The organism is Streptomyces sp. 35G-GA-8 (assembly GCF_023534745.1).
Classification (GTDB): Bacteria; Actinomycetota; Actinomycetes; order Streptomycetales; family Streptomycetaceae; genus Streptomyces.
In genome coordinates this window covers 300,445-320,875 of sequence record NZ_JAMHJQ010000004.1, presented here as the reverse complement: position 1 = coordinate 320,875, position 20,431 = coordinate 300,445, and the positions used below count along the sequence as shown (strand labels likewise).

General features: G+C 71.7%; 15 protein-coding genes and 2 tRNA genes. 14 read left to right on the top strand and 3 right to left on the bottom strand.

Features of this window, described 5'->3' with window-relative positions; translation table 11 throughout:
* Positions 1-15 precede the first annotated feature (15 nt).
* The 5 genes from M1203_RS10645 to M1203_RS10625 all read left to right on the top strand — a co-directional run bounded on the left by M1203_RS10645 (position 16) and on the right by M1203_RS10625 (position 3,832).
* A complete protein-coding gene (locus tag M1203_RS10645; RefSeq protein WP_249949329.1) occupies positions 16-1,806 on the top strand; it encodes an LCP family protein in 1,791 nt (596 codons plus the stop codon).
* A 76-nt stretch (positions 1,807-1,882) separates the two neighbouring features.
* Positions 1,883-2,368, top strand: a complete 486-nt coding sequence (gene rsfS / locus M1203_RS10640) for a ribosome silencing factor (protein ID WP_249949328.1) — start codon at positions 1,883-1,885, stop codon at positions 2,366-2,368.
* On the top strand, positions 2,365-3,018 hold the full coding sequence (locus tag M1203_RS10635; RefSeq protein ID WP_249949617.1) for a histidine phosphatase family protein: 654 nt from the start codon (positions 2,365-2,367) through the stop codon (positions 3,016-3,018). Before rsfS ends, M1203_RS10635 begins: the two co-directional genes overlap by 4 nt.
* 94 nt (positions 3,019-3,112) lie before the next feature.
* A tRNA-Ala gene (locus tag M1203_RS10630) sits at positions 3,113-3,185 on the top strand.
* Positions 3,186-3,598: 413 nt separating this feature from the next.
* Entirely contained in the window at positions 3,599-3,832 is a 234-nt protein-coding gene (locus M1203_RS10625) for a hypothetical protein (protein WP_030352343.1), read from the top strand.
* On the opposite strand, the gene M1203_RS10620 is transcribed toward M1203_RS10625, so the two are convergent.
* Positions 3,801-5,030 (bottom strand): glycosyltransferase 87 family protein, encoded by a 1,230-nt coding sequence (locus M1203_RS10620; RefSeq protein ID WP_249949327.1) that lies wholly within the window; start codon positions 5,028-5,030, stop codon positions 3,801-3,803. The two genes, M1203_RS10625 and M1203_RS10620, sit on opposite strands and share 32 nt — an antisense overlap.
* 129 nt (positions 5,031-5,159) lie before the next feature.
* Between M1203_RS10620 and M1203_RS10615 the strand changes: the two genes are divergently transcribed.
* Positions 5,160-5,232: transfer RNA gene (locus tag M1203_RS10615), tRNA-Ala, on the top strand.
* Positions 5,233-5,408: 176 nt separating this feature from the next.
* On the opposite strand, the gene M1203_RS10610 is transcribed toward M1203_RS10615, so the two are convergent.
* Both M1203_RS10610 and M1203_RS10605 read right to left on the bottom strand, forming a co-directional pair.
* Complete coding sequence (locus M1203_RS10610; RefSeq protein ID WP_249949326.1) at positions 5,409-7,004, bottom strand: NADH-quinone oxidoreductase subunit NuoF family protein; 1,596 nt, start codon at positions 7,002-7,004, stop codon at positions 5,409-5,411.
* Entirely contained in the window at positions 7,001-8,611 is a 1,611-nt protein-coding gene (locus tag M1203_RS10605; protein ID WP_249949325.1) for a ferric reductase-like transmembrane domain-containing protein, read from the bottom strand. Before M1203_RS10605 ends, M1203_RS10610 begins: the two co-directional genes overlap by 4 nt.
* A gap of 659 nt (positions 8,612-9,270) precedes the next feature.
* On the opposite strand from M1203_RS10605, the gene leuS reads away from it, so the two are divergent.
* From leuS to holA, 8 genes are all read left to right on the top strand, one after another.
* Positions 9,271-12,171, top strand: coding sequence for a leucine--tRNA ligase (gene leuS, locus M1203_RS10600; protein WP_249949324.1), 2,901 nt, complete (start codon positions 9,271-9,273; stop codon positions 12,169-12,171).
* 129 nt (positions 12,172-12,300) lie between these two features.
* Complete coding sequence (locus tag M1203_RS10595; protein ID WP_249949323.1) at positions 12,301-13,059, top strand: hypothetical protein; 759 nt, start codon at positions 12,301-12,303, stop codon at positions 13,057-13,059.
* A gap of 177 nt (positions 13,060-13,236) precedes the next feature.
* Entirely contained in the window at positions 13,237-14,082 is an 846-nt protein-coding gene (locus M1203_RS10590) for a DegV family protein (protein WP_249949322.1), read from the top strand.
* A gap of 442 nt (positions 14,083-14,524) precedes the next feature.
* Entirely contained in the window at positions 14,525-15,373 is an 849-nt protein-coding gene (locus tag M1203_RS10585) for a helix-hairpin-helix domain-containing protein (protein ID WP_308404863.1), read from the top strand.
* A complete protein-coding gene (locus tag M1203_RS10580; RefSeq protein WP_249949320.1) occupies positions 15,370-17,991 on the top strand; it encodes a ComEC/Rec2 family competence protein in 2,622 nt (873 codons plus the stop codon). The genes M1203_RS10585 and M1203_RS10580 overlap by 4 nt, the downstream gene beginning before the upstream one ends.
* 154 nt (positions 17,992-18,145) lie before the next feature.
* Positions 18,146-19,048, top strand: a complete 903-nt coding sequence (locus M1203_RS10575) for a YceI family protein (RefSeq protein WP_249949319.1) — start codon at positions 18,146-18,148, stop codon at positions 19,046-19,048.
* Between the two features lie 21 nt (positions 19,049-19,069).
* A complete protein-coding gene (locus M1203_RS10570) occupies positions 19,070-19,315 on the top strand; it encodes a hypothetical protein (RefSeq protein WP_249949318.1) in 246 nt (81 codons plus the stop codon).
* 115 nt (positions 19,316-19,430) lie between these two features.
* The gene (gene holA, locus M1203_RS10565) at positions 19,431-20,417 is read left to right on the top strand and encodes a DNA polymerase III subunit delta (protein ID WP_249949317.1); all 987 of its coding nucleotides are present in this window, start codon (positions 19,431-19,433) and stop codon (positions 20,415-20,417) included.
* Positions 20,418-20,431 lie beyond the last annotated feature (14 nt).

Below are 20,431 nucleotides of genomic sequence, written 5' to 3'. Positions count from 1 at the left end.
GGGAGAGGGGCACCGGTGAACGACCAGCAGCAGCCGTACGATCCGTACGACCCGTATTACGCGCAGCCCCGGATCGTCGGTTACGACGAGTACGGGCAGCCGGTGTACCAACAGCCCCAGCCGCAGCAGCAGTACGACGCCTACGGGCAGCCGCGGCAGCACCAGCCCTCGCAGCAGCAACAGGGGTACGGATACGACCCGTACGCCCAGCCCCAGCAGACGACGGGGCCCCAGCAGCCTCAGCAGCAGTACGACCCGTACGCCCAGCCGTCATCGCCGCAGCAGCAACAGCCGTCGCAGCAGGGGCAGGCTCAGGGCCAGGGCCAGGGCCAGGGCCAGGGCCAGGGCCAGGGGTACGGATACGACGGCTACGGCTACGACACCGGGCAGCAGCAGCCCGTGAGCGTCGACACGACCCAGCAGTGGAACATCCCGCAGCAGCAGCCGGCCGCCGCGTCCGCCGCTCCGGTCGCCGAGCCGCCCGCCGCGCCCGCCCCGGCGCCCACGTCCGTACCCGTACCGGAGCAGCGGCGGCCCGACGGCGAGGACCGTGACTACCGCACCGAGCAGTTCTCGTTCATAGAGGAACCGGACGAGAACTCCGAAGACGTCATCGACTGGCTGAAGTTCACCGAGAGCCGCTCCGAGCGGCGCGAGGAGGCCAAGCGGCGCGGTCGCAGCCGTGTCGTGGCCCTGGTCGTCGTTCTCGCCCTCGCGATCACCGGCGGCGTCGGCTATCTCTGGTACGCGGGCAAGCTGCCGGGTCTCGGCGCCGCGGACGAGAAGAAGACCACCGCCACGGGGCCGCAGAAGCGCGATGTGATCGTGGTGCATCTGCACGACACCAAGCAGAAGGGCACCTCCACGGCGCTGCTGGTCAACAACGCCACGACCGGACAGGGCACCACCGTCCTGCTGCCCAACTCCCTCGCCGTCGCCGACGACGACGGTGTCTCCGCCACGCTCGGCAAGTCCGTCGACGACGACGGCTCGGACGGCACGCGCGAGGCCATCGGCGCCGTGCTCGGCACCAAGATCACCGGCACCTGGCGGCTCGACACCCCGTATCTGGAGAACCTTGTCGAGCTCGTCGGCACGATCGATCTGACCACCGACGTCGAGGTGCCCGGGGCGAAGGAGGGCGACGACCCGGTGGTCAAGAAGGGCGAGAACCAGACGCTCAGCGGAAGCATGGCCGTGGCCTACGCCACCTACAGCGCGCCCGACGAGCCGGAGGCCAAGCAGCTCCAGCGGTTCGGCCAGGTCCTCCAGGGGGTGCTGCGGAAGATGTCGGACGACCCGCAGGCCGCGACGGTCACCGTCGAGACCCTGGCACAGATCCTCGACCCCTCACTGCCCGAGAAGGACCTGGGCGCCTCCCTCGCCAAGCTGGCCGAGCACGCCAAGGTCGGCGACTACAAGACAACGCTCCTGCCCGTCCAGCAGAACGGCCTGCTCAGCGAGCAGGCCTCCGAGAGTGTGGTCAAGGACATCCTGGGCGGCTCGGTCACCGCTCCGGAGCAGGGCTCCGCCGTGCGCGTCGGGGTGAAGAACGCGAGCGGGAACCAGGACGCGGCGGAGTCCTCCCGGATCTCGCTGGTCAACGGCGGCTATCGCTTCGTGGACGCGGGCACGGCGGAGATCGTGGCATCCTCGCAGGTCACCTACGGTGACGAGGCGAAGAAGCCGGAGGCGGAAGAGGTCGCCAAGACCCTCGGACTGCCGGTCGACGCGGTGAAGAAGGGCAAGGCCGCCACGAACGCGGATGTCTCCGTCGTCCTCGGCAAGGACTACAAGGTCGACTGAGGCCGGCGGGGACCGGGGCCGCCCCGCTCCCGCGCCGCACCGGCTGTCGGTGGTCCGTGAGATCCTTGGTATCTCCATGACCACCGACGGAAGCCTGCTTGTGACCGCCACTGATCGTTCCATCGAGCTCGTCAACGCCGCCGCCCAGGCGGCGGCCGACCGGCTCGCGCACGACATCATCGCGTACGACGTCAGCGATGTGCTGTCGATCACCGATGCCTTCCTGCTCGCCTCGGCGCCCAACGACCGTCAGGTCAAGTCGATCGTCGACGAGATCGAGGAGAGGCTCCAGAAGGAGCTGGGCGCCAAGCCGGTGCGCCGCGAGGGCGACCGCGACGCGCGCTGGATCCTCCTCGACTACGTCGACATCGTCGTGCATGTGCAGCACAGCGAGGAGCGCGTCTTCTACGCCCTGGAGCGGCTGTGGAAGGACTGCCCCGAGCTGCCGCTTCCCGAGGACGCCGTCAAGACCCGGGGCAAGGCCGCGGAGCACGCCGAGTCGGCGGGCGACGGCGGGGAGCGCGCGGGGGCCTTCGGTGACACGGACGGTGAGCTGAGCTGAACGGCGGAAAGGGCGGCAGGGGCCGCCGCATCATCCTGTGGCGGCACGGCCAGACGTCGTGGAATCTGGAGCGCCGCTTCCAGGGCACCACGGACATCGAGCTGACCGACACCGGTATCGCCCAGGCGCACCGGGCCGCCCGGCTGCTGGCCTCCCTGAAGCCGGACGCGATCATCGCCTCCGACCTCCGGCGGGCCACGGCCACGGCCCGTGAGCTGGCCGCGATCACCGGACACGACATCGCCTATGACCCCGCGCTCCGCGAGACCTTCGCGGGCGACTGGCAGGGCCTGACCCATGAAGAGATCATCGGGCAGTTCGGCGAGCAGTACGCGGCGTGGAAGCGCGGCGAGCCCGTCCGGCGCGGCGGCGGTGAGCTGGAGACCGAGGTGGCGGAGCGCGCCGCGCCCGTCGTCCTCCGGCACGCCGACAAGCTGCCCGACGGCGGCACGCTCGTCGTGGTCAGCCACGGCGGCACGATCCGTACCACGATCGGCCATCTGCTGGGTCTGGAGGCCCACCACTGGGAAGGTCTCGGCGGGCTCTCGAACTGCTGCTGGTCCGTCCTCGGTGAGGGCGCGCGCGGCTGGCGGCTCCTGGAGCACAACGCGGGAACCCTCCCGGAACCCGTCCTCGGTGACGACGACTGAGCCACCCCGGGCGGCGGCGGGGCCGGATTTCACTTTCCGGCTGGTCGCAGGCTAAAGTTCTTCTTGTTCGCGGCGCTGAGCGCGGGGAACACGCGGGGCTATAGCTCAGTTGGTAGAGCGCCTGCATGGCATGCAGGAGGTCAGGAGTTCAATTCTCCTTAGCTCCACAATCGGTTACATCCTCTGGATCCCGTCCCTGGCAAGGGGCGGGATTTCTGGTTTCGGGACGTTCGTCCTCGCGCTCGCCCTCTCCCTCGCCGTCTTTCTCGCCCCGCGGGTTCCGGGCCCGTGGTCGCCGCGTCCGGTATAAGCCCTAACAGGCAGGATTTTTCAGGCTGCTCCCCAGTCCTCGTCGTGGCAGAATCGGACCGCCGGAGGGGGGCGACGGACCGCATGGGGAGGGAGCGCGTACATGTCCGCCAGCAGCGTCGAGGAACCCGGTGAACCGCTCGTCGCGGCGGAGGCGCGCACCGGCCTCAGTTGCCCTTCGTGCGGCTCGTCCCATGTGGCTCAAGTGCTTGGTGACAATGGCGGAATTTCCTACGTGTGCACGGCCTGCGGCCACAGCTGGAGCTGAGTGATGGGTGCACACAGGCGTAAATGCGACTGGTGCGGCAGTGGTACGCCGATCGTCCGTGACATGGATCCGCTCAACCCCGAGTACCAGTACTGGTGCGAGGAGTGCGCGCGGGCGCTGATCATAAAGGGCGACCCCATCGAGACCTACCGGGAGCTGGAGGGCGAGCCGATCTACGGCCGGCTCCTCGACGAGCACTGCACGCTCAAGCGGTTCTACTCGTTCGCCACGGCCTGACCACCGACACCGCCACGTACCCGATCAGGGCGGCGGCCGTCAGCGGGTAGAGGGCCGAGAGCGCCATCTCGGCGGCGCCCTGGGTCAGTTCGGGGCGGCCGGCGCCGTGCGGGACCCACCACAGGGCGTACGAGCAGAAAACCAGCGCCGCGGCGAGCGCCCACCTCGCCCCGGCGCGCGCGCCGAGGAACAGCACGATCGGTACGCACCACACCCAGTGGTGCGACCAGGAGACCGGGCTGATCAGCAGCGCCGTCGCCGCGCAGGCGGCCATGGCGGCGGCACGCTCCCCGCGCAGCGCCGCCGCGACCGCCGACGTGAGGCCGAGCACCGCCACCGCGGCGGCCGTGGCGGTCCACCAGAGCGCCGGCTCGCCGGTGTGCAGCAGCCGGGCGAGGACCCCGCGCAGCGACTGGTTGGCGGTGTTCTCCGCGCTGCCCACCCGGTGTGTCTCGAAGAGGGTCATGGACCAGAAGCGGAGCGAGTCGCGGGGGAGAGCGGCGGCTGCCGCCAGCGTCGCCGCGCAGAAGACCACCGAGGCCGTCGCGGACCGCCGCAGCCACGGATTCCGGCCCTCCCGCCCGGCCCGTACCAGCCCGACGATCAGGAACAGGACCGCGAAGAGCGCGGGGGTGAGCTTGACCGCCGCGGCGAGGCCGGTGCCCGCGCCCGCCCAGCGGTGGCCGTCGCGGCGCGTGAGGTCCCACATCACCGCCACCGCGAGCAGCAGATTGATCTGCCCGTAGCGCAGGGTCGTCCAGACCGGCTCGCACCAGACGGCGAGCGAGGCGACCCAGAGCGCGGTGACCCACGGTCGGGGGAGCCGGTCCGGGGGGAGCGTCAGCCGCAGGGAGAGCTGGGCGAACGCGACCAGGAGCAGTAGATTCCCGGCGGTGGCGAGCGCCCGCAGCCCGGGAACGCCCGGCAGCGTGAGCGGGGTGAACAGCAGGGCGGCGAACGGCGGGTAGGTCGCCGGAAGTTGAACGGACGTCGCGCGCATCGCGTACAGGTCCCGGCCGTCCAGCACCGTACGGCCCTCGGCCCGATAGACCATCAGGTCGATCATGGAGACCCCGGCCGCGCGCTGCGCCGCCCAGAACGTGGCGAAGGACAGCAGACAGACCGAGGCGGCGAGCAGGAGGGGGCGCCGGGCGGAGAGGTTGCGGAGCGTGCTCCGCGGGAGCATGGCGACAGTCACGAAGGGCGACAGTACCGGGCGTATCGGTCTTATCCCTTCAGACCGGAAACGATTTGGTGGTGAGCCGGAGTGACCGTGTAATGTTGGCGATGCCGCCGAGGGGAGAGCCCGGAGAGCGGCACACCGCGAGGGGCTATAGCTCAGTTGGTAGAGCGCCTGCATGGCATGCAGGAGGTCAGGAGTTCAATTCTCCTTAGCTCCACATCTATTCGGCTGTCACAGCGGATTCAGCAGTAGTCGGCAGTACTCAGCAGTACGAGAAGCGGGCCGCCCGGATCGGGTGGCCCGCTTCTCGTCTGTGTGCTGTGCCCTCATGGGGGGTGCTTGTGGGGCGTGGGCCGGCGGGCGCCCGTCGCGGGCATCCGCCGGCCGAATGTCTCAACCGCGCCCGGGTCCCAGGGCCTTGCGGCCACCGCTGGGCGGCAGCGCCATGCGAGCGGACCGCTCGGTGCGTACCGGCGCGGGCTGCTCGATACGGAGCGCGAGCGCGGGGCAGCGGCGCACCGCGCGCTGCGCACGCCCGCGCAGATGCATCGGAACCGACGCGTCCGCGAGCGCCGGATAGCCGTCAGGACCCATCCGGATCAGCTCGGGGACGATGTCCGCGCAGAGACCGTGGCCCTGGCACAGCGTCCAGTCCACGGCGAGTTTCTCCCCGCTCGGAATGGACTCCTCCGCCTCCTGGTGGCCCGGTCCCGGCAGGGGCAGCACCCCCGTCGTCTCGCGTCCGCAGCCGCCGTCGAGCACATGCGCGGCGAGGTCGTCGGTGAACGCCGACAGAGTGGAGGCGAAGAACCGCGCGGAGCCGTCGGGGTGCTTGCAGGCGCCCCGGCCCTTGACCGCCTGGGTCACCGCGCGCAGCGCCTCCAGCGCGGCCTGGCCGCCGCCGTTGATGACATCGGAGAGACCGCCCGCGGCCGCGGGCAGCCCGAGCTTGCAGGGGCCGCACTGCCCCGCCGTCTCGGCCGCCAGCCAGTTGGCGACCCGTAGCGCCTCACCCAGCGGGCAGGTCTCGGGACCGATCGGCAGGATCGCGCCCGCGCCCAGCGCGCCGCCGAAGGACGCGAAGGACTCCTTGGAGATGACGGCCTCATGGGCGGCCATCGCGTCGATCCAGTTGCCGTGGTAGCCGCCGGTCAGCACGCCCTGGGGCATCGGCGGGGCGCCGGCCATCTGGAGGATGTACCGCAGCGGCACCCCCGACGGCGCCTCGACCACCATGGGACGGGCGACCGCGCCGGAGATGGTGAGCAGGACCGTGCCCGGCTCGCTGTCGAGCCCGGTGTGGCCGTAACGGCGGGCGCCGATACGGGCGGCGACGGCCAGCTGGGCGAAGGTCTCGGCGTTGGACAGCAGCGTCGGGAGACCGGCCACCCCGGACTCGGCGGCGCGCTCGCGGCGGCCGGGCGGCAGGGCGGGTCCGCCGCCGATGGCACGGATCACGGACGAGGCCTCGCCCGAGACCATGCGCTCGGGGGTACGGATCACCCGCGCGCGCAGCGGCTGGCCGCGCCGGTCGGACAGTCCGCGTTCGGCGAGGGCCGCGCGGATCGAGACCTCGGTGGAATTGCGGGTGACGGCGACGACCAGGGTGCGCGCGCCGAGCGCCTCGGCGGCCAGCAGCGCGCCGTCGAGTATGAGATGCGGGGCGCGGTTGATCAGGACGGTGTCCTTGCGGCAGGGGGGCTCGCCCTCGCTGCCGTTGATCACGACGACCGGCCGGACACCTCGGCGGATCGCGGCCTTGGCGACCGCACGCAGTTTCTTGCCGAAGGGGAAGCCCGCGCCGCCGCGGCCGGTCAGCGAGATGTTCTCGGCGAGCTGTGCCAGCCGCTCGCCGGTCATCGGCTCCAGCGGGCCGTGCACCTTGAGATGCATGGGCAGATCGAGGCGTTCGACCAGATCGAATCCCTGGGTCAGCTGGGGGAGGCCGACGACACGGACTTCGGGGACATCGGGGAGCGGGGTGTTCACGGTCGGTCTCCTGCGGGTGCGTGCCAGGGTTCCCCGGCCGGGGGCGGATAGAGGGGACCGGGCGGTGGATCGGCGGGATCGGGCGTGTCCCGGGCGGGGGAGGCCGGTCCGGGCGAGGCGGGTCCGGGGGAGGCGGGTCCGGGGGAGGCCGGTCCAGGGGAGGCCGGTCCGGGGAAGGCCGACGTCTGCCCGGCATAGGGCCCGCTGCCGTAGGACCCGCTGTCGTAGGCGGGGACGGAACCGGTGTCGTAGGCGTCGGTGCCGCCGTACGGGGACGCTCCCGCCGGGCCGTAGGCCGAGGCGGCCGTCGTGTCGTACGTGGGGATCGCGCCGGAGTCGTAGGGGGTCGACGGGGGCGGAGCGAAGGCCTGCGCCGGCGCCGGCCGTGGCGGGGACGGGGCGGGCCAGCCGCCCGGCCTGCCCATGGGCTCCTCGGAGACGACCGGGATCTCCTCGGTCATCGGTATGCGCTCGGCGAGCGGTATGCCGTCGGGGGCCCCTGCCGGCCCGGGGGGCTGCGGTACCGGCATACGCGTGGTGGCCTCGGTCCCCAGCGAGACCGCGCGGTACCCGGCGGAGATACCCGTACCGGTGTCCGACAGCGGATCGGCGCGGGGGGCGGCGAAGGTGTCGGCCAGGGGGTCGACGGCCGGGAAGGGATCGGCCGGTGGACGGGGAGCCTCGTACAGCGGCGGGGACGGGGCAGCGAGCCGCGGCGGCGTACGGGGCGGGTCGAGCGGCGATCCCAGCGACGGGCCGGGCATGGCGGGCTCGCGCTGGAGGGGGCCCGCGTACCGGGGCCGCGGGGGAATGCCTGTCGCGCCCGGGAGCGGGGCCGAGGCGAGATCGCGCCGGGACGGCTCGGTCTCGGCCGTCTCACGGGCGGCCCCGTTCACCCCGTTCACCCCGGCCGCGCCGGTCAGCGACACGATCTTGTCGGCGATCCGGCGCTTGAGCGGGCGTGGGAAGAGCCGTACGGACACGGCGGCGGCCACCCCGACCAGGGTGAGGCAGTACAGCGTGGTGACATAGGTGGCCGCGGGGCGGCCCGCGAAGAGGCCGTGCACAAGAGCGAAGCACCAGGCCGGGTAGGCCAGCATGTGCACCGCCCGCCAGCGCCCCGCGAACCGGCCGGGGAGGGCGAAGGCGCTGCGCATCGCGCCGGTCGTGGCCGCGATGATCATCAGCAGTCCGGCGAGCGAGCCGAAGCCGATGAGGCCGTTGGCGCCGTCGATACCGAGGCCGAACGGCACGAGGGCGCCGATCAGTGCCACATGTCCGAGGGAGACCTTGACGGTGACATGCAGCAGCAGAAAGCCGAGCGAGGCCACGGCCGTCGCCCGGTGGACGCCTTGGGCCAGCAGTCGGTGCCGCGGGGAGAGCAGTAACCGGTCGGTGGCTATCAGGCCCCAGACGACGGCCCCGGAAAGAGACAGCAGCGACAGCACGCCGGCGCCGAAATCGAGGAAGTCACGGAAATCGTCGCCTCCCGCGACGGCGAGTAGCGGTACCAGTACCAGTGCGGCGACGGAAACTCCGCCCTGTATCTGCCGGCTCTTGTCGGGATCCAGGCTGAGCGACGAACTGGGCTTGCGTTGAGGGTTCATGGGGGCAACTCCGAATGGCTCGGGAAAGCGGTCCCGTGGGCGGCATGCTAGGTGGCGCCATACCGGGCAGTACCGGGTTTGCGGGTTTAGCCGGGGCAAGGTGAGTTATCCGACTGCGCGGTTGCCCGGATAGGGACTGATACGCGGAGTAAGCCGGGTGCGGCGCCCGCCTCAGGGGTCTCGCGGGAGCCCGCGGCATGCCCAACGCCGGGACCCGGTCAAGCCCTTCTGTCAACCCTTTCGCTCACTCTCACCCGTATTCTGCGCAGGCCCTCCCCGGACCGTCCGCCGCCTCTCCCCGCCGTCTCCCCGGACTCTTCTCCTCCGGGGCGCCCCTCGGCCGTGACCGCAGGCGTGACCGTGGTCGTCACCTCAGCCGTGACCTCAGCCATGACCTCGCTCGGAGGCGGCCCCGCGTGATACGCCGGTGCGGGCCGTCCGGACGCTGCGGTACCCTGACGCCATGCGTGCCGTACGCCTTCTGCTTAGCGGGCCGCGCTGATCAGTCCCGACGGACACGGATGACAGAGATCCGGTCGGAATCAGCGTGGCGTCCCCTCCTGTGTGAGGGGCTTTTTCGTTCACCGGCCGGCGCCGCCATTCGTCGAATGGCACGGCCGAATCCGCTGGCAGAGACGATCGATGGAGCTTCGGAGAACATGAGCGAGACGAATTCCGCTGCCGCTGAGCCGGTGGCGCCGCACCGCTACACGGCGGCCATGGCCGCCGACATCGAGGCACGCTGGCAGGACTTCTGGGACGCCGAGGGCACGTACGAGGCGCCGAACCCCACGGGTGATCTGGCCGGCGACCCCGAGCTGGTCGCGAAGCCCAAGAAGTTCATCATGGACATGTTCCCGTACCCGTCGGGCACGGGTCTGCACGTCGGTCACCCCCTGGGCTATATCGCCACCGACGTGTTCGCCCGCCACCGGCGCATGACCGGTCACAACGTTCTGCACACGCTGGGCTTCGACGCCTTCGGCCTGCCGGCCGAGCAGCACGCCGTCGCCACCGGCACGCACCCCCGCGTGTCGACCGAGGCGGCCATGGACAACATGAAGGTCCAGCTGCGCAGGCTGGGTCTGGGCCACGACAAGCGCCGGTCCGTGGCGACGATCGACCCGGACTACTACAAGTGGACCCAGTGGATCTTCGTACAGATCTTCAACTCCTGGTACGACAAGGACGCGGACAAGGCGCGCCCGATCGAGACGCTGGTGGCGCAGTTCGAGAGCGGGCAGCGCCCGACGCCCGACGGGCGCCCCTGGAGCGCGCTGAACGCCGCCGAGCGCGCCGACGTCCTGGGCGAGTACCGGCTGGCGTACGCGTCCGACGCGCCCGTCAACTGGGCTCCCGGCCTGGGCACCGTCCTGGCCAATGAGGAAGTCACCGCGGACGGCCGCTCCGAGCGCGGCAACTTCCCCGTGTTCAAGGCGAAGCTGCGCCAGTGGAACATGCGGATCACCGCCTACGCGGACCGGCTGCTGAACGATCTGGACGCGCTGGACTGGCCCGAGGCCATCAAGCTGCAGCAGCGCAACTGGATCGGGCGCAGCGAGGGCGCGCGCGTCGACTTCCCGGTCCATGTCGGTGACGACGGTCATATGGACGCGATCACCGTCTTCACCACGCGTCAGGACACGCTGTTCGGCGCCACGTACATGGTGCTGGCGCCCGAGCACGACCTGGTCGAGAAGATCGTGCCGGCCGCCTGGCCCGAGGGCACGCACGACGTATGGACGGGCGGCCACGCCACCCCCGCCGAGGCCGTCGACGCGTACCGCAAGCAGGCCGCGTCGAAGTCCGACGTCGAGCGGCAGGCCGAGGCGAAGGACAAGACCGGTGTCTTCACCGGCGCGTACGCCACCAACCCGGTCAGCGGCGACCGCGTACCCGTCTTCATCGCCGACTATGTGCTGATGGGGTACGGCACGGGCGCGATCATGGCCGTACCGGCGCACGACAGCCGTGACTTCGCGTTCGCGCGCGCCTTCGAGCTGCCGATGCGCTGTGTGGTCGAGCCCTCGGACGGCCGCTCCACCGACCCTGCGGAGTGGGACGACGCGTTCGCCTCGTACGACGCGCGTCTCATCAACTCGACGGGCGAGGACATCTCGCTGGACGGTCTGGGCGTTTCCGAGGCCAAGGCGCGGATCACGGAGTGGCTGGCCGCGCGCGGTATCGGTGAGGGCACCGTCAACTTCCGGCTGCGCGACTGGCTGTTCAGCCGTCAGCGGTACTGGGGCGAGCCGTTCCCGATCGTCTACGACGAGGACGGTACGGCGCACGCGCTGCCCGAGTCGATGCTGCCGCTGGAGCTGCCGGAGGTCGACGACTACTCGCCACGCACGTTTGACCCGGACGACGCGGACACGCAGCCGGAGACGCCGCTGTCACGGAACGCGGACTGGGTCGATGTCGAGCTGGACCTGGGGCAGGGCGAGGGCGTCAAGCGCTACCGCCGGGAGACCAACACCATGCCGAACTGGGCCGGTTCGTGCTGGTACGAGCTGCGCTACCTGGACCCGCACAACAGCGAGAAGCTGGTCGACCCTGCCATCGAGCAGTACTGGATGGGTCCCCGCGAGGGGAAGCCGCACGGCGGCGTCGATCTGTATGTGGGCGGTGCCGAGCACGCCGTACTGCATCTGCTGTACGCGCGCTTCTGGTCCAAGGTGCTGTTCGACCTGGGGCACATCTCCTCGGTCGAGCCGTTCCACAGGCTGTACAACCAGGGCATGATCCAGGCGTTCGTCTACCGGGACAGCCGTGGCATCGCGGTGCCGGCCGCCGAGGTCGAGGAGCGGGACGGCGCGTACTGGTACCAGGGCGCGAAGGTCAGCCGCGTACTGGGCAAGATGGGCAAGTCCCTGAAGAACGCGGTCACTCCGGACGAGATCTGCGCCGAGTACGGCGCGGACACGCTGCGGCTGTACGAGATGGCCATGGGCCCGCTGGATGTCTCGCGTCCGTGGGACACCCGCGCGGTCGTCGGCCAGTACCGGCTGCTGCAGCGGCTGTGGCGCAACGTGGTGGACGAGACGACCGGCGAGGCCACCGTCGTGGACACCGCGGAAGCCGACATCGACGAGGACACGCTGCGCGCGCTGCACAAGGCGATCGACGGGGTCTCGCAGGACATGGCGGGGCTGCGGTTCAACACGGCCATCGCGAAGGTGACCGAGCTGAACAACCACCTGACCAAGACGGACGGCCCGGTCCCGCGCTCGGTCGCCGAGCGGCTGGTGCTGCTGATCGCGCCACTGGCCCCGCATATCGCCGAGGAGCTGTGGCGCAGGCTGGGCCACTCCGACTCGGTCGTCCACCAGGACTTCCCGGTCGCGGACCCGGCGTATGTGGTCGACGAGTCCGTGACCTGCGTGGTGCAGATCAAGGGCAAGGTCAAGGCGAGGCTGGAGGTCTCCCCGTCCATCTCGGACGAGGAGCTGGAGGCGCTGGCGCTGGGTGACGCGGCGGTGGTCGCGGCGCTGGGCGGCGGGGGCATCCGGAAGGTGATCGTGCGGGCGCCGAAGCTGGTGAACATCGTTCCCGCGTAGCACAGGGCTTTCCCCTACGGGCAGGTTGGGGGTTTCGTACGGAACCCCCGGCCTGCCTGTTGCGTTTACGGTGGAAGAAGCGGCACGCGAAAGCCGCTGCCGAGAACGACCGAACGCGAAGGGGCGCCCATGGACGTCGTGATCCTGATCGTGGCGCTGCTCTTCGTCGCCTTCGTCGCGCTGGGAGTGTTTGTGAGCGTGAAGGCGGTGCGCGCGGCCAAGCGGGGCGTGGACCGTACGATCTCGCAGGCCCGCAGGACCGTCGAGGACACCACGCTGCGCGCCAGAAGCATCGGTCAGACGGGCGCGGCGGGGGAGCTGGCGCAGCTGCGGCTGAGGCTGCGGACCTCGATGCGGGCCACGCAGGAAGCGCTTCAGGCCGGTGTGGCCGAGGACGCCTCGCTGACGGAGTCGATCGAGCTCTTCCAGCGGCTGAGCGCGCACGGCCATGAGCTGGACGACGAGCTGCGGCAGCTGGAGCGGGACCCGGACCGGGTGAGGGTCGCGGAGCGGCTCCCGGACGTGCGGGAACGTACGGAACGGATCACGCACGCGGCGGACTCACTGCGCTGGGCCGCGCGGGACCGGGCGCGGAAGTTCGCGGAGGACGACCTGTCGTCGCTGAGCGCGCAGATCGATGTGGAGTCCGGGGCGCTGCGGCACTGGTCGACGGCGGAGGAACGGCCGGAGCGTGAGCCGATGCGTGAGCCGATGATGTGGCCGGAGCCGGAGGGCTCCGGGGCCGGGGCGGCGGGGGCGGAGCGGGCGGGTCCCGCGTCCGGCGACCAGGGCGGGCCCGAGGCGATCGAGCCGCCCGATACCCGGCGGCAGCAGACATATCCCTGGCAGAAGGCCCCCGGGCAGACCAGGCCCGAGACCACGACGTGACGGTCGGGACCATGACGGTTGAGGACTCTGGCCTGACGGTCGGAGACGATGATGTGACGGTCCGGGGGCCACGGGCCGACGGTCCGAGGCGGGATCACGACGTGTGCGGGGGCGGAAACGATCACTGACATGGGGGTGGGCTGCCGACCAGGGGCGACGACGGGTAACCTCCCGCTCATGTCCCGCCATGTCGCGATCATCACCGATTCCACGGCCTACCTGCCGCCGCAGGCGATGGAGCGGCACGGCATCACCGCGGTGCCGCTGACCGTCGTGCTCGGTGACCGCGCGCTGGAGGAGGGCACGGAGATCTCGGCCCGTTCGCTCGCCGTGGCGCTCCAGAAGCGACGCTCCGTGACCACGTCGCGGCCGAGCCCCGATGTCTTCGCCGCCGCGTACCGCGGGGCGGCGGAGGCCGGTGCGAGCGGGATCGTCTCGCTGCATCTGTCGGCCGAGTTCTCCGGGACGTACGACGCCGCCGTGCTCGCGGCGAAGGACGCGCCCGTGCCGGTACGGGTGGTGGACACCGGCATGGTGGCGATGGCGCTCGGGTTCTGCGCGCTGGCGGCGGCCGAGGCGGCGGAGGCCGACGGCACGCTGGACGAGGCGGTGGCCGCCGCCGAGAAGCGGGCCGCCGGGACCTCCGCGTACTTCTATGTGGACACGCTGGACTATCTGCGCCGGGGTGGCCGTATCGGTGCCGCCCAGGCGCTGCTGGGCTCCGCGCTCGCGGTGAAGCCGCTGCTCCAGCTGGACGGCGGGCGTATCGAGCTGCTGGAGAAGGTGCGTACGGCGTCGAAGGCGATCGCGCGGCTGGAGGAGATCGTCGCCGAACGGGCGGGCGCGAGCGAGGTGGACATCGCCGTGCACCATCTGGCCGCACCCGAAAGGGCGTTGACGCTGGCCGAGCGGCTGCGTGAGCGGGTGCCCGGGCTGGTGGATCTGCATGTCAGCGAGGTGGGCGCGGTGATCGGGGCGCATACGGGGCCGGGACTGCTGGGGGCTGTGATCTCCCCGCGCTGACCGGGGCGGCGAGGTCTGGGTGACTCTTCGGCGGGGGCGCGACCACTCCTGAGGGTGACCGAGTTTTCCACAACTCGCTTGTTGTCCACGAGAATTCGGCCTGCTCAGCGAGGTCGGGCGGATGTGCCTACCGTCTTGTGGCATGGCTCTCCGAACACGCTCCGTAACCTCCGTCGCTGCCGGGACAACCTCTGTCGCTGCCGGGACAACCTCCGTCGCTGCCAGGACCTCCGCGACCTTCGCGACCTCTGCCACCAGCGGCCCCGGCCGTGCCCCGGGCTCCGACGGCCGGGCCCGTCGTGGGCGTCATGGCCGTCCTGGCGGCCCACGAGCGCGCCCCCGCCCGCGCCCGCGCACGGTGCTGTCACGTACGGGCGGTGCGGGCGGTGCGGGCGGTGCGGCTCCGGACCCGATCCCCGCCCCGACCCTTGCTCGGACGGAGGTGCGCCGTCGCGCGGAAGCGCTCTTCGCCGACGCTGTGTCCGGGAGGAGCGGGGACGCCACCGCGACGCGTGGGGCGGACGCGGCTGTGGCGCCGGAGGTGGCTGTGGCGCCGCACGCGGCGCGGGCGGGGCGTGGGCGCGCGTGGGCGGTGACCGCGCTGTGCGAGCGGCTGCCTCTGTGGGTGCGGCTCAGATGCGGTCTGGAGCCCCGGACGCTCGCGGCGCTCGCGGTGGTCCTGGTGGTGGGCGTGATTCTGGCCGGTCATCACTTCTGGAGCGGCCGGCCGGGGACCGTCAAGGCTCCGGAGAACGTCGGTGCGGAGGCCGTGATCCCCGAGGCAGCGGCGGAGGCCTTGCCCCTGCCCTCGCCCTCACTCTCGCCGTCGCCGTCGCTGTCGGCTCGGGTCGTTGTCGATGTGAGCGGGAAGGTACGGCGGCCCGGAGTCCTGTGGCTGCCCGCCGGGTCACGGGTCGCCGACGCGCTGCGCGCCGCCGGGGGAGCGAAGCCCGGCACGGATCTGACCGGGCTCAACCGGGCGCGGGTGCTGATGGACGGCGAACAGGTCCTGGTGGGCGGGCCCGCCCCTCCGGGAGCAGCCGGAGCGCCGGGTGCGGGTGTCGGCGCGGGCGCGGGCGACGGCGCCCAGGCCGCCGCAGGGCCGGTGAGCCTCAACGCGGCCACGCCCGAACAGCTCGACACGCTCCCCGGCGTCGGTCCGGTGCTCGCCCAGCACATCATCGACTACCGCGGCAGGCACGGCGGTTTCCGGTCCGTCGATGAACTGCGCGAGGTCAACGGCATCGGGGAGCGCAGGTTCGCGGACCTCCAGTCCCTTGTACGGCCATGACGCGCCCGGTGGTTCACACGACGGCCGGGCACCGCCTGGGGTCCGCCGACCCCCGCCAGGAGGCACCGGCCGACCTCCGACTCGTCCCGCTCGCCCTGGCGGCGTGGGGCGCGGCGGCCCTGGCGCTGGGAGCTCCCGGGCGCCGGACCGCCGTTGGTGTCCTCGCCTGTCTGCTCGCCGCGGGTCTGCTGCTGGTGTGGCCCGGTGCCGGGCCGGAGCGACGGCTCACGTCACGGCTCAAGCGCCGTCTCAAGCGAAGCCTCAATGGTGTGGCCGTCGCGGGGATGCTGCTCTGCGCCGCCGCCGGAGCGGCGTCCGCCGGGCTGCACGCCGCCGATCTGCACCGGGGGCCCGTACCGGCCCTCGCGGAGCGGTACGCCCGTGTCACCACGGAGTTGACGGTGACCTCCGACCCCCGGCCCACGCGTCCCAGGGTTCGCGGGGACCGGACCGAGCGTGGTGGGTTCGTCCTGGACGCGGACCTCACACGGGTGATGACACCCCGGGGCGGGACCACCACCGGCCGGACGCCCGTCCTGGTGATCGTCGCGCCCGGTGCACACTCCGGGCCCTGGCAGCGGCTGCTGCCTTCCACGCGGCTGCGGCTGACCGGGAAGCTCGCGCCTCCCCTCCGTGAGGACGACCACTACGCCGCCGCGTTACGTGTGGAAGGCACGGGCCCGCCGTTGGTCACCGGCACGCCAACCTCCGTACACCGCAGGGCGGGAGAGCTGCGTGCCGGGCTGCGTGAGGCCACCGAGGGACTGCCGCCCGATGCCCGTGCCCTGCTGCCGGGGCTGGTCGTCGGCGACACCTCACGCGTCCCGCCGGAGCTGCACGACGCGTTCGCGGCAACGGATCTGCTGCATCTGATGGCGGTCTCCGGAAGCAATCTGACGATTGTGCTCGCTCTGCTGATCGGGCCGGCCGGGCTGGCCATCAGAGCCGAACGGCGCGGGCTCGCCCCGCGTCTGGGGATCTCACTGCGGTCGACGGCGCTGTTGGGAGGGGCGCTCACGCTCGGCTTCGTGGTCGTCTGCCGGCCGGAGCCCAGTGTGCTGCGGGCCGCCGCCTGCGGGGCGATCACGCTCCTCGCCATCGGCACGGGCCGCCGCAGAACCCTGGTTCCCGCGCTGGCCGCCGCCGTACTGCTGCTGGTGCTCTACGACCCCTGGCTGGCCCGGAGCTACGGCTTCCTCCTCTCCGTACTGGCCACCGGTGCCCTGCTCACCATCGGGCCGCGGTGGAGTGCGGCGCTGGTGCGGCGCGGGGTGCCACCACGGCTCGCGGAGATGCTGGCCGCGGCCGGCGCGGCGCAGGCGGTGTGCGCGCCTGTGGTGGCGGTGTTCGCGGCGAGGGTCGGGCTGGTGGCGATCCCCTGCAACCTCTTCGCCGAACTGGCGGTGGCCCCGGCCACGGTCCTCGGCTTCGCCGCGCTCGCCGTGGCGCCCGTGGCGATGCCCGTGGCCGAAGTGCTCGCCCATGGCGCGGGCTGGCCGGCGGGGTGGATCGCGTCCGTCGCGCGCGGTGGCGCGGCACTTCCCGGCGCGGAGGTCGCCTGGCCGGGCGGCTGGCGTGGTGGCCTGCTGCTCGCCGCGGCGACGGTCCTCGTCCTGCTCGCCCTACGGCGTGTCCCGCGCCATCCCTGGACGGCCGCCGTCTGTGCCGTACTGCTGCTGCTCGCGGTCCTGCGGCCACCGCCGCTCACCCGGGTCGTCACCGGATGGCCGCCGCCGGGATGGACGTTCGCGATGTGCGACGTCGGTCAGGGCGACGCGACCGTGCTCGCGGCGGGCGAGTCCACCGCCGTGGTCGTGGACGCGGGACCCGACCCCGGGCCCGCCGACCGCTGTCTGCGGGACCTCGGCGTCACGCGCGTCCCGCTGCTGGTGCTCACCCACTTCCACGCCGACCATGTCGCGGGGCTGCCCGGCGTTCTGCGGGGCCGGGCGGTCGGGGCGATCCAGACGACGGTCTCCGAAGACCCCCCGGAACAGGCCGCGTTCGTACGGAGAACGGCGGCCGGGGCGCGTGTGCCCGTCGTCCGTGCGCGGCCGGGCGAGCAGCGCCGGATCGGACCGCTGACCTGGCGGGTGCTGTGGCCGGGGACCGGGGCGGCCCCGACGGCCGGGGAGCCGAACGACTCCAGCGTCACCCTGTTCGTACGGATCGCCCGGGGGCCGACGCTGCTGCTCCTCGGTGATCTCGAACCACCCGCTCAACGAGGCCTGTTGCGCGGCTGGCCGACTCTGCCACCCGTGGACGTGCTCAAGGTGGCCCATCATGGCTCGCCCTTCCAGCATCCGGGGCTCCTGCGCGAGGTACGCCCGCGGCTGGCCCTCATCTCGGCGGGCCGGGACAACCCGTACGGACACCCCTCACCCCGTACCGTCGACGCGCTCCGCGCCGCGGGAGCGGCGGTGCTCCGTACCGACACGGACGGGGCGATCGCGGTGGTGGGATCCGGGGCCGGGCTACGGGCCGTGCTCCGGGGCAGGACCCCGTCCCGGGCGGCGGGGAGTCGGATTCGACGACCGCGGTCACCGCCCCCTCGACGTCGAGGCGCGCGGCGATCCGGCGGCGGCTGTTCGACACGTCTGTTGTTCAACAGCGGGTGACAATCCACTCCGCGCGCTCCTGTACCAGTGGGTACGTTTGCCTCGAACAAAGCAAGGGTGATCGAATGCGTACTCGTCATGGGTCGCCGCTCTCGACGATGACGTCTCCCGTGCGCGGCCCCGCAGAGCCCGAACGCACAGGGGTACGTACACCATGATCAGCCGCCTTCTCGGCCGACGGACGGCCGCTCATCAGCGAGGCAACCCGCTCGCCGGACTCTCTGTACCCGCCGGCGCGGGGCTGCTCTCCTGCCGAGTCCTCGACCCCGTCAATGAACCTGTCGGGCAGGCCGAGTTCACGGTGAGTGACAGCGCCGGCCGTAAGGTCGTGAGCGGTGAGACCGACCCCTTCGGGATGCTCGTGGCGATGGTGCCCTTCGGGGAGTACCGGCTCGCCATCTCGGCCGACAGCTTCGCCCCGTACCGGGGGAATGTGTCGATCACCGAGGGCGCGGAGCCCAGCGGCCTCGGTGACATCGTGCTTCAGGTGGCCCCGTCGCTTCCGCTGCCCGCCCCCGGCGACTGGGAGATCGAACAGGCCCACACGCGGGTCGGCTTCACCGCCCGCCACATCGGACTCGCCCGTGTGCACGGCCGGTTCGACAACTTCGCCGGGGCGATCCGGATCGGTGACACCATCGAGAACACGGCGATGCATGTCGTCATCGACGCCGCTTCGATCAACACCAATGTGCGGATGCGCGACGACCATCTGCGGTCGGCGGACTTCCTCGACGTGGAGAAGTACCCGACGATGGAGTTCTACAGCGACCGCTTCGTGCACCGCGGTGGCAGCACCTGGGCGATCACCGGCGGGTTCACGCTGCACGGTGTCACTCGCACGGTGACGCTCGACGCCAACTACGGCGGTATGCGTGTCGGCATGGAGGGCGAGACGCGCGCGGCCGTCGTCGCCACCACCGAACTGCACCGTGAGGACTACACCATCGACTGGCAGACGATGCTGGCCCGTGGCATCGCCGTCGTCGGCTCCAACATCAGGATCGAGCTCGACATCCAGATCGTGCCCAAGGACACCCAGCTGAAGTACAAGTGACGGCACCCGATAATGGGGTCCGTGAGCGATGTGAGACACCTGCTGGTACTGCCCGACCGTGACGCGGCCGAGGACGCGGCGCAGCAGCTGGGGGACCGGTTCGACGTGACCGAGACGCCGCGCCTGCTGCGGGACGCCCTGGCCGGGGAGGACGACGCGGAGGACGCCCAGTGGCTGGTGGTCGTGGAGGACCCGGAGGCGCGGATGGACACGGTCGCGCTCGACGCGTTCGCCGCCGAGTGGGGCGGCTGGCTGGAGGCGCCGTAGCCGCGCGCTCCGTGGCGGCGGTGCCTCATCGCGGTGGCCGCGCCGCGTGGCCCGGTGACCGTAGGGCGACAGCCATGCGTCCGGGTGTCAGTGGGCCGTGCGACCCTGGATCACGATGGCCACCAAAAAAGCTTCCCCCGACGACCCGCTCGCCCCGCTCACGCTCGCCGTGGGCCAGGAGGATCTGCTGCTCGACCGCGCCGTGCAGCAGGTGGTGGCGGCGGCCCGCGCCTCCGACGCCGATACGGACGTCCGCGATCTCACCTCCGACCAGCTCCAGCCCGGCACCCTCGCCGAGCTGACCAGCCCGTCGCTCTTCGCCGAGCGCAAGGTCGTCATCGTGCGGAACGCGCAGGATCTCTCCGCCGACACGATCAAGGACGTCAAGGCGTATCTCGACGCCCCGGCCGAGGAGATCACGCTCGTCCTGCTGCACGCCGGTGGCGCCAAGGGCAAGGGTCTGCTGGACGCCGCCCGCAAGGCGGGGGCCCGTGAGGTCGCCTGTCCCAAGACGACCAAGCCCGCGGAGCGGCTCACCTTCGTACGTTCGGAGTTCCGGGCGCTCGGCCGCTCGGCCACGGCGGAAGCCTGCCAGGCACTGGTCGACTCCATCGGCAGCGATCTGCGGGAGCTGGCGAGCGCCGTCTCCCAGCTCGCGGCGGATGTCGAGGGAACGATCGACGACGCGGTCGTGGGCCGCTACTACACGGGCCGCGCGGAGGCGTCCAGCTTCAATGTCGCCGACCGCGCCGTGGAGGGCAGGACCGCAGATGCCCTCGAAGCGCTGCGCTGGTCGCTGTCGACCGGGGTGGCGCCCGTACTGATCACCAGCGCCCTCGCCCAGGGGGTGCGGGCCATCGGCAAGCTCTCCTCCGCGCGCGGCGGCCGGCCCGCCGATCTCGCGCGTGAGCTGGGGATGCCCCCGTGGAAGATCGATCGCGTGCGCCAGCAGATGCGCGGCTGGACCCCCGACGGTGTGGCGACGGCGCTGCGGGCGGTCGCCGATGCCGACGCGGGCGTCAAGGGCGGCGGTGACGACCCGGAGTACGCGCTGGAGAAGGCGGTCGTCGCGATCGCCCGCGCCGCCCGCTCGAACCGCTGAGACAGCGGCTGACA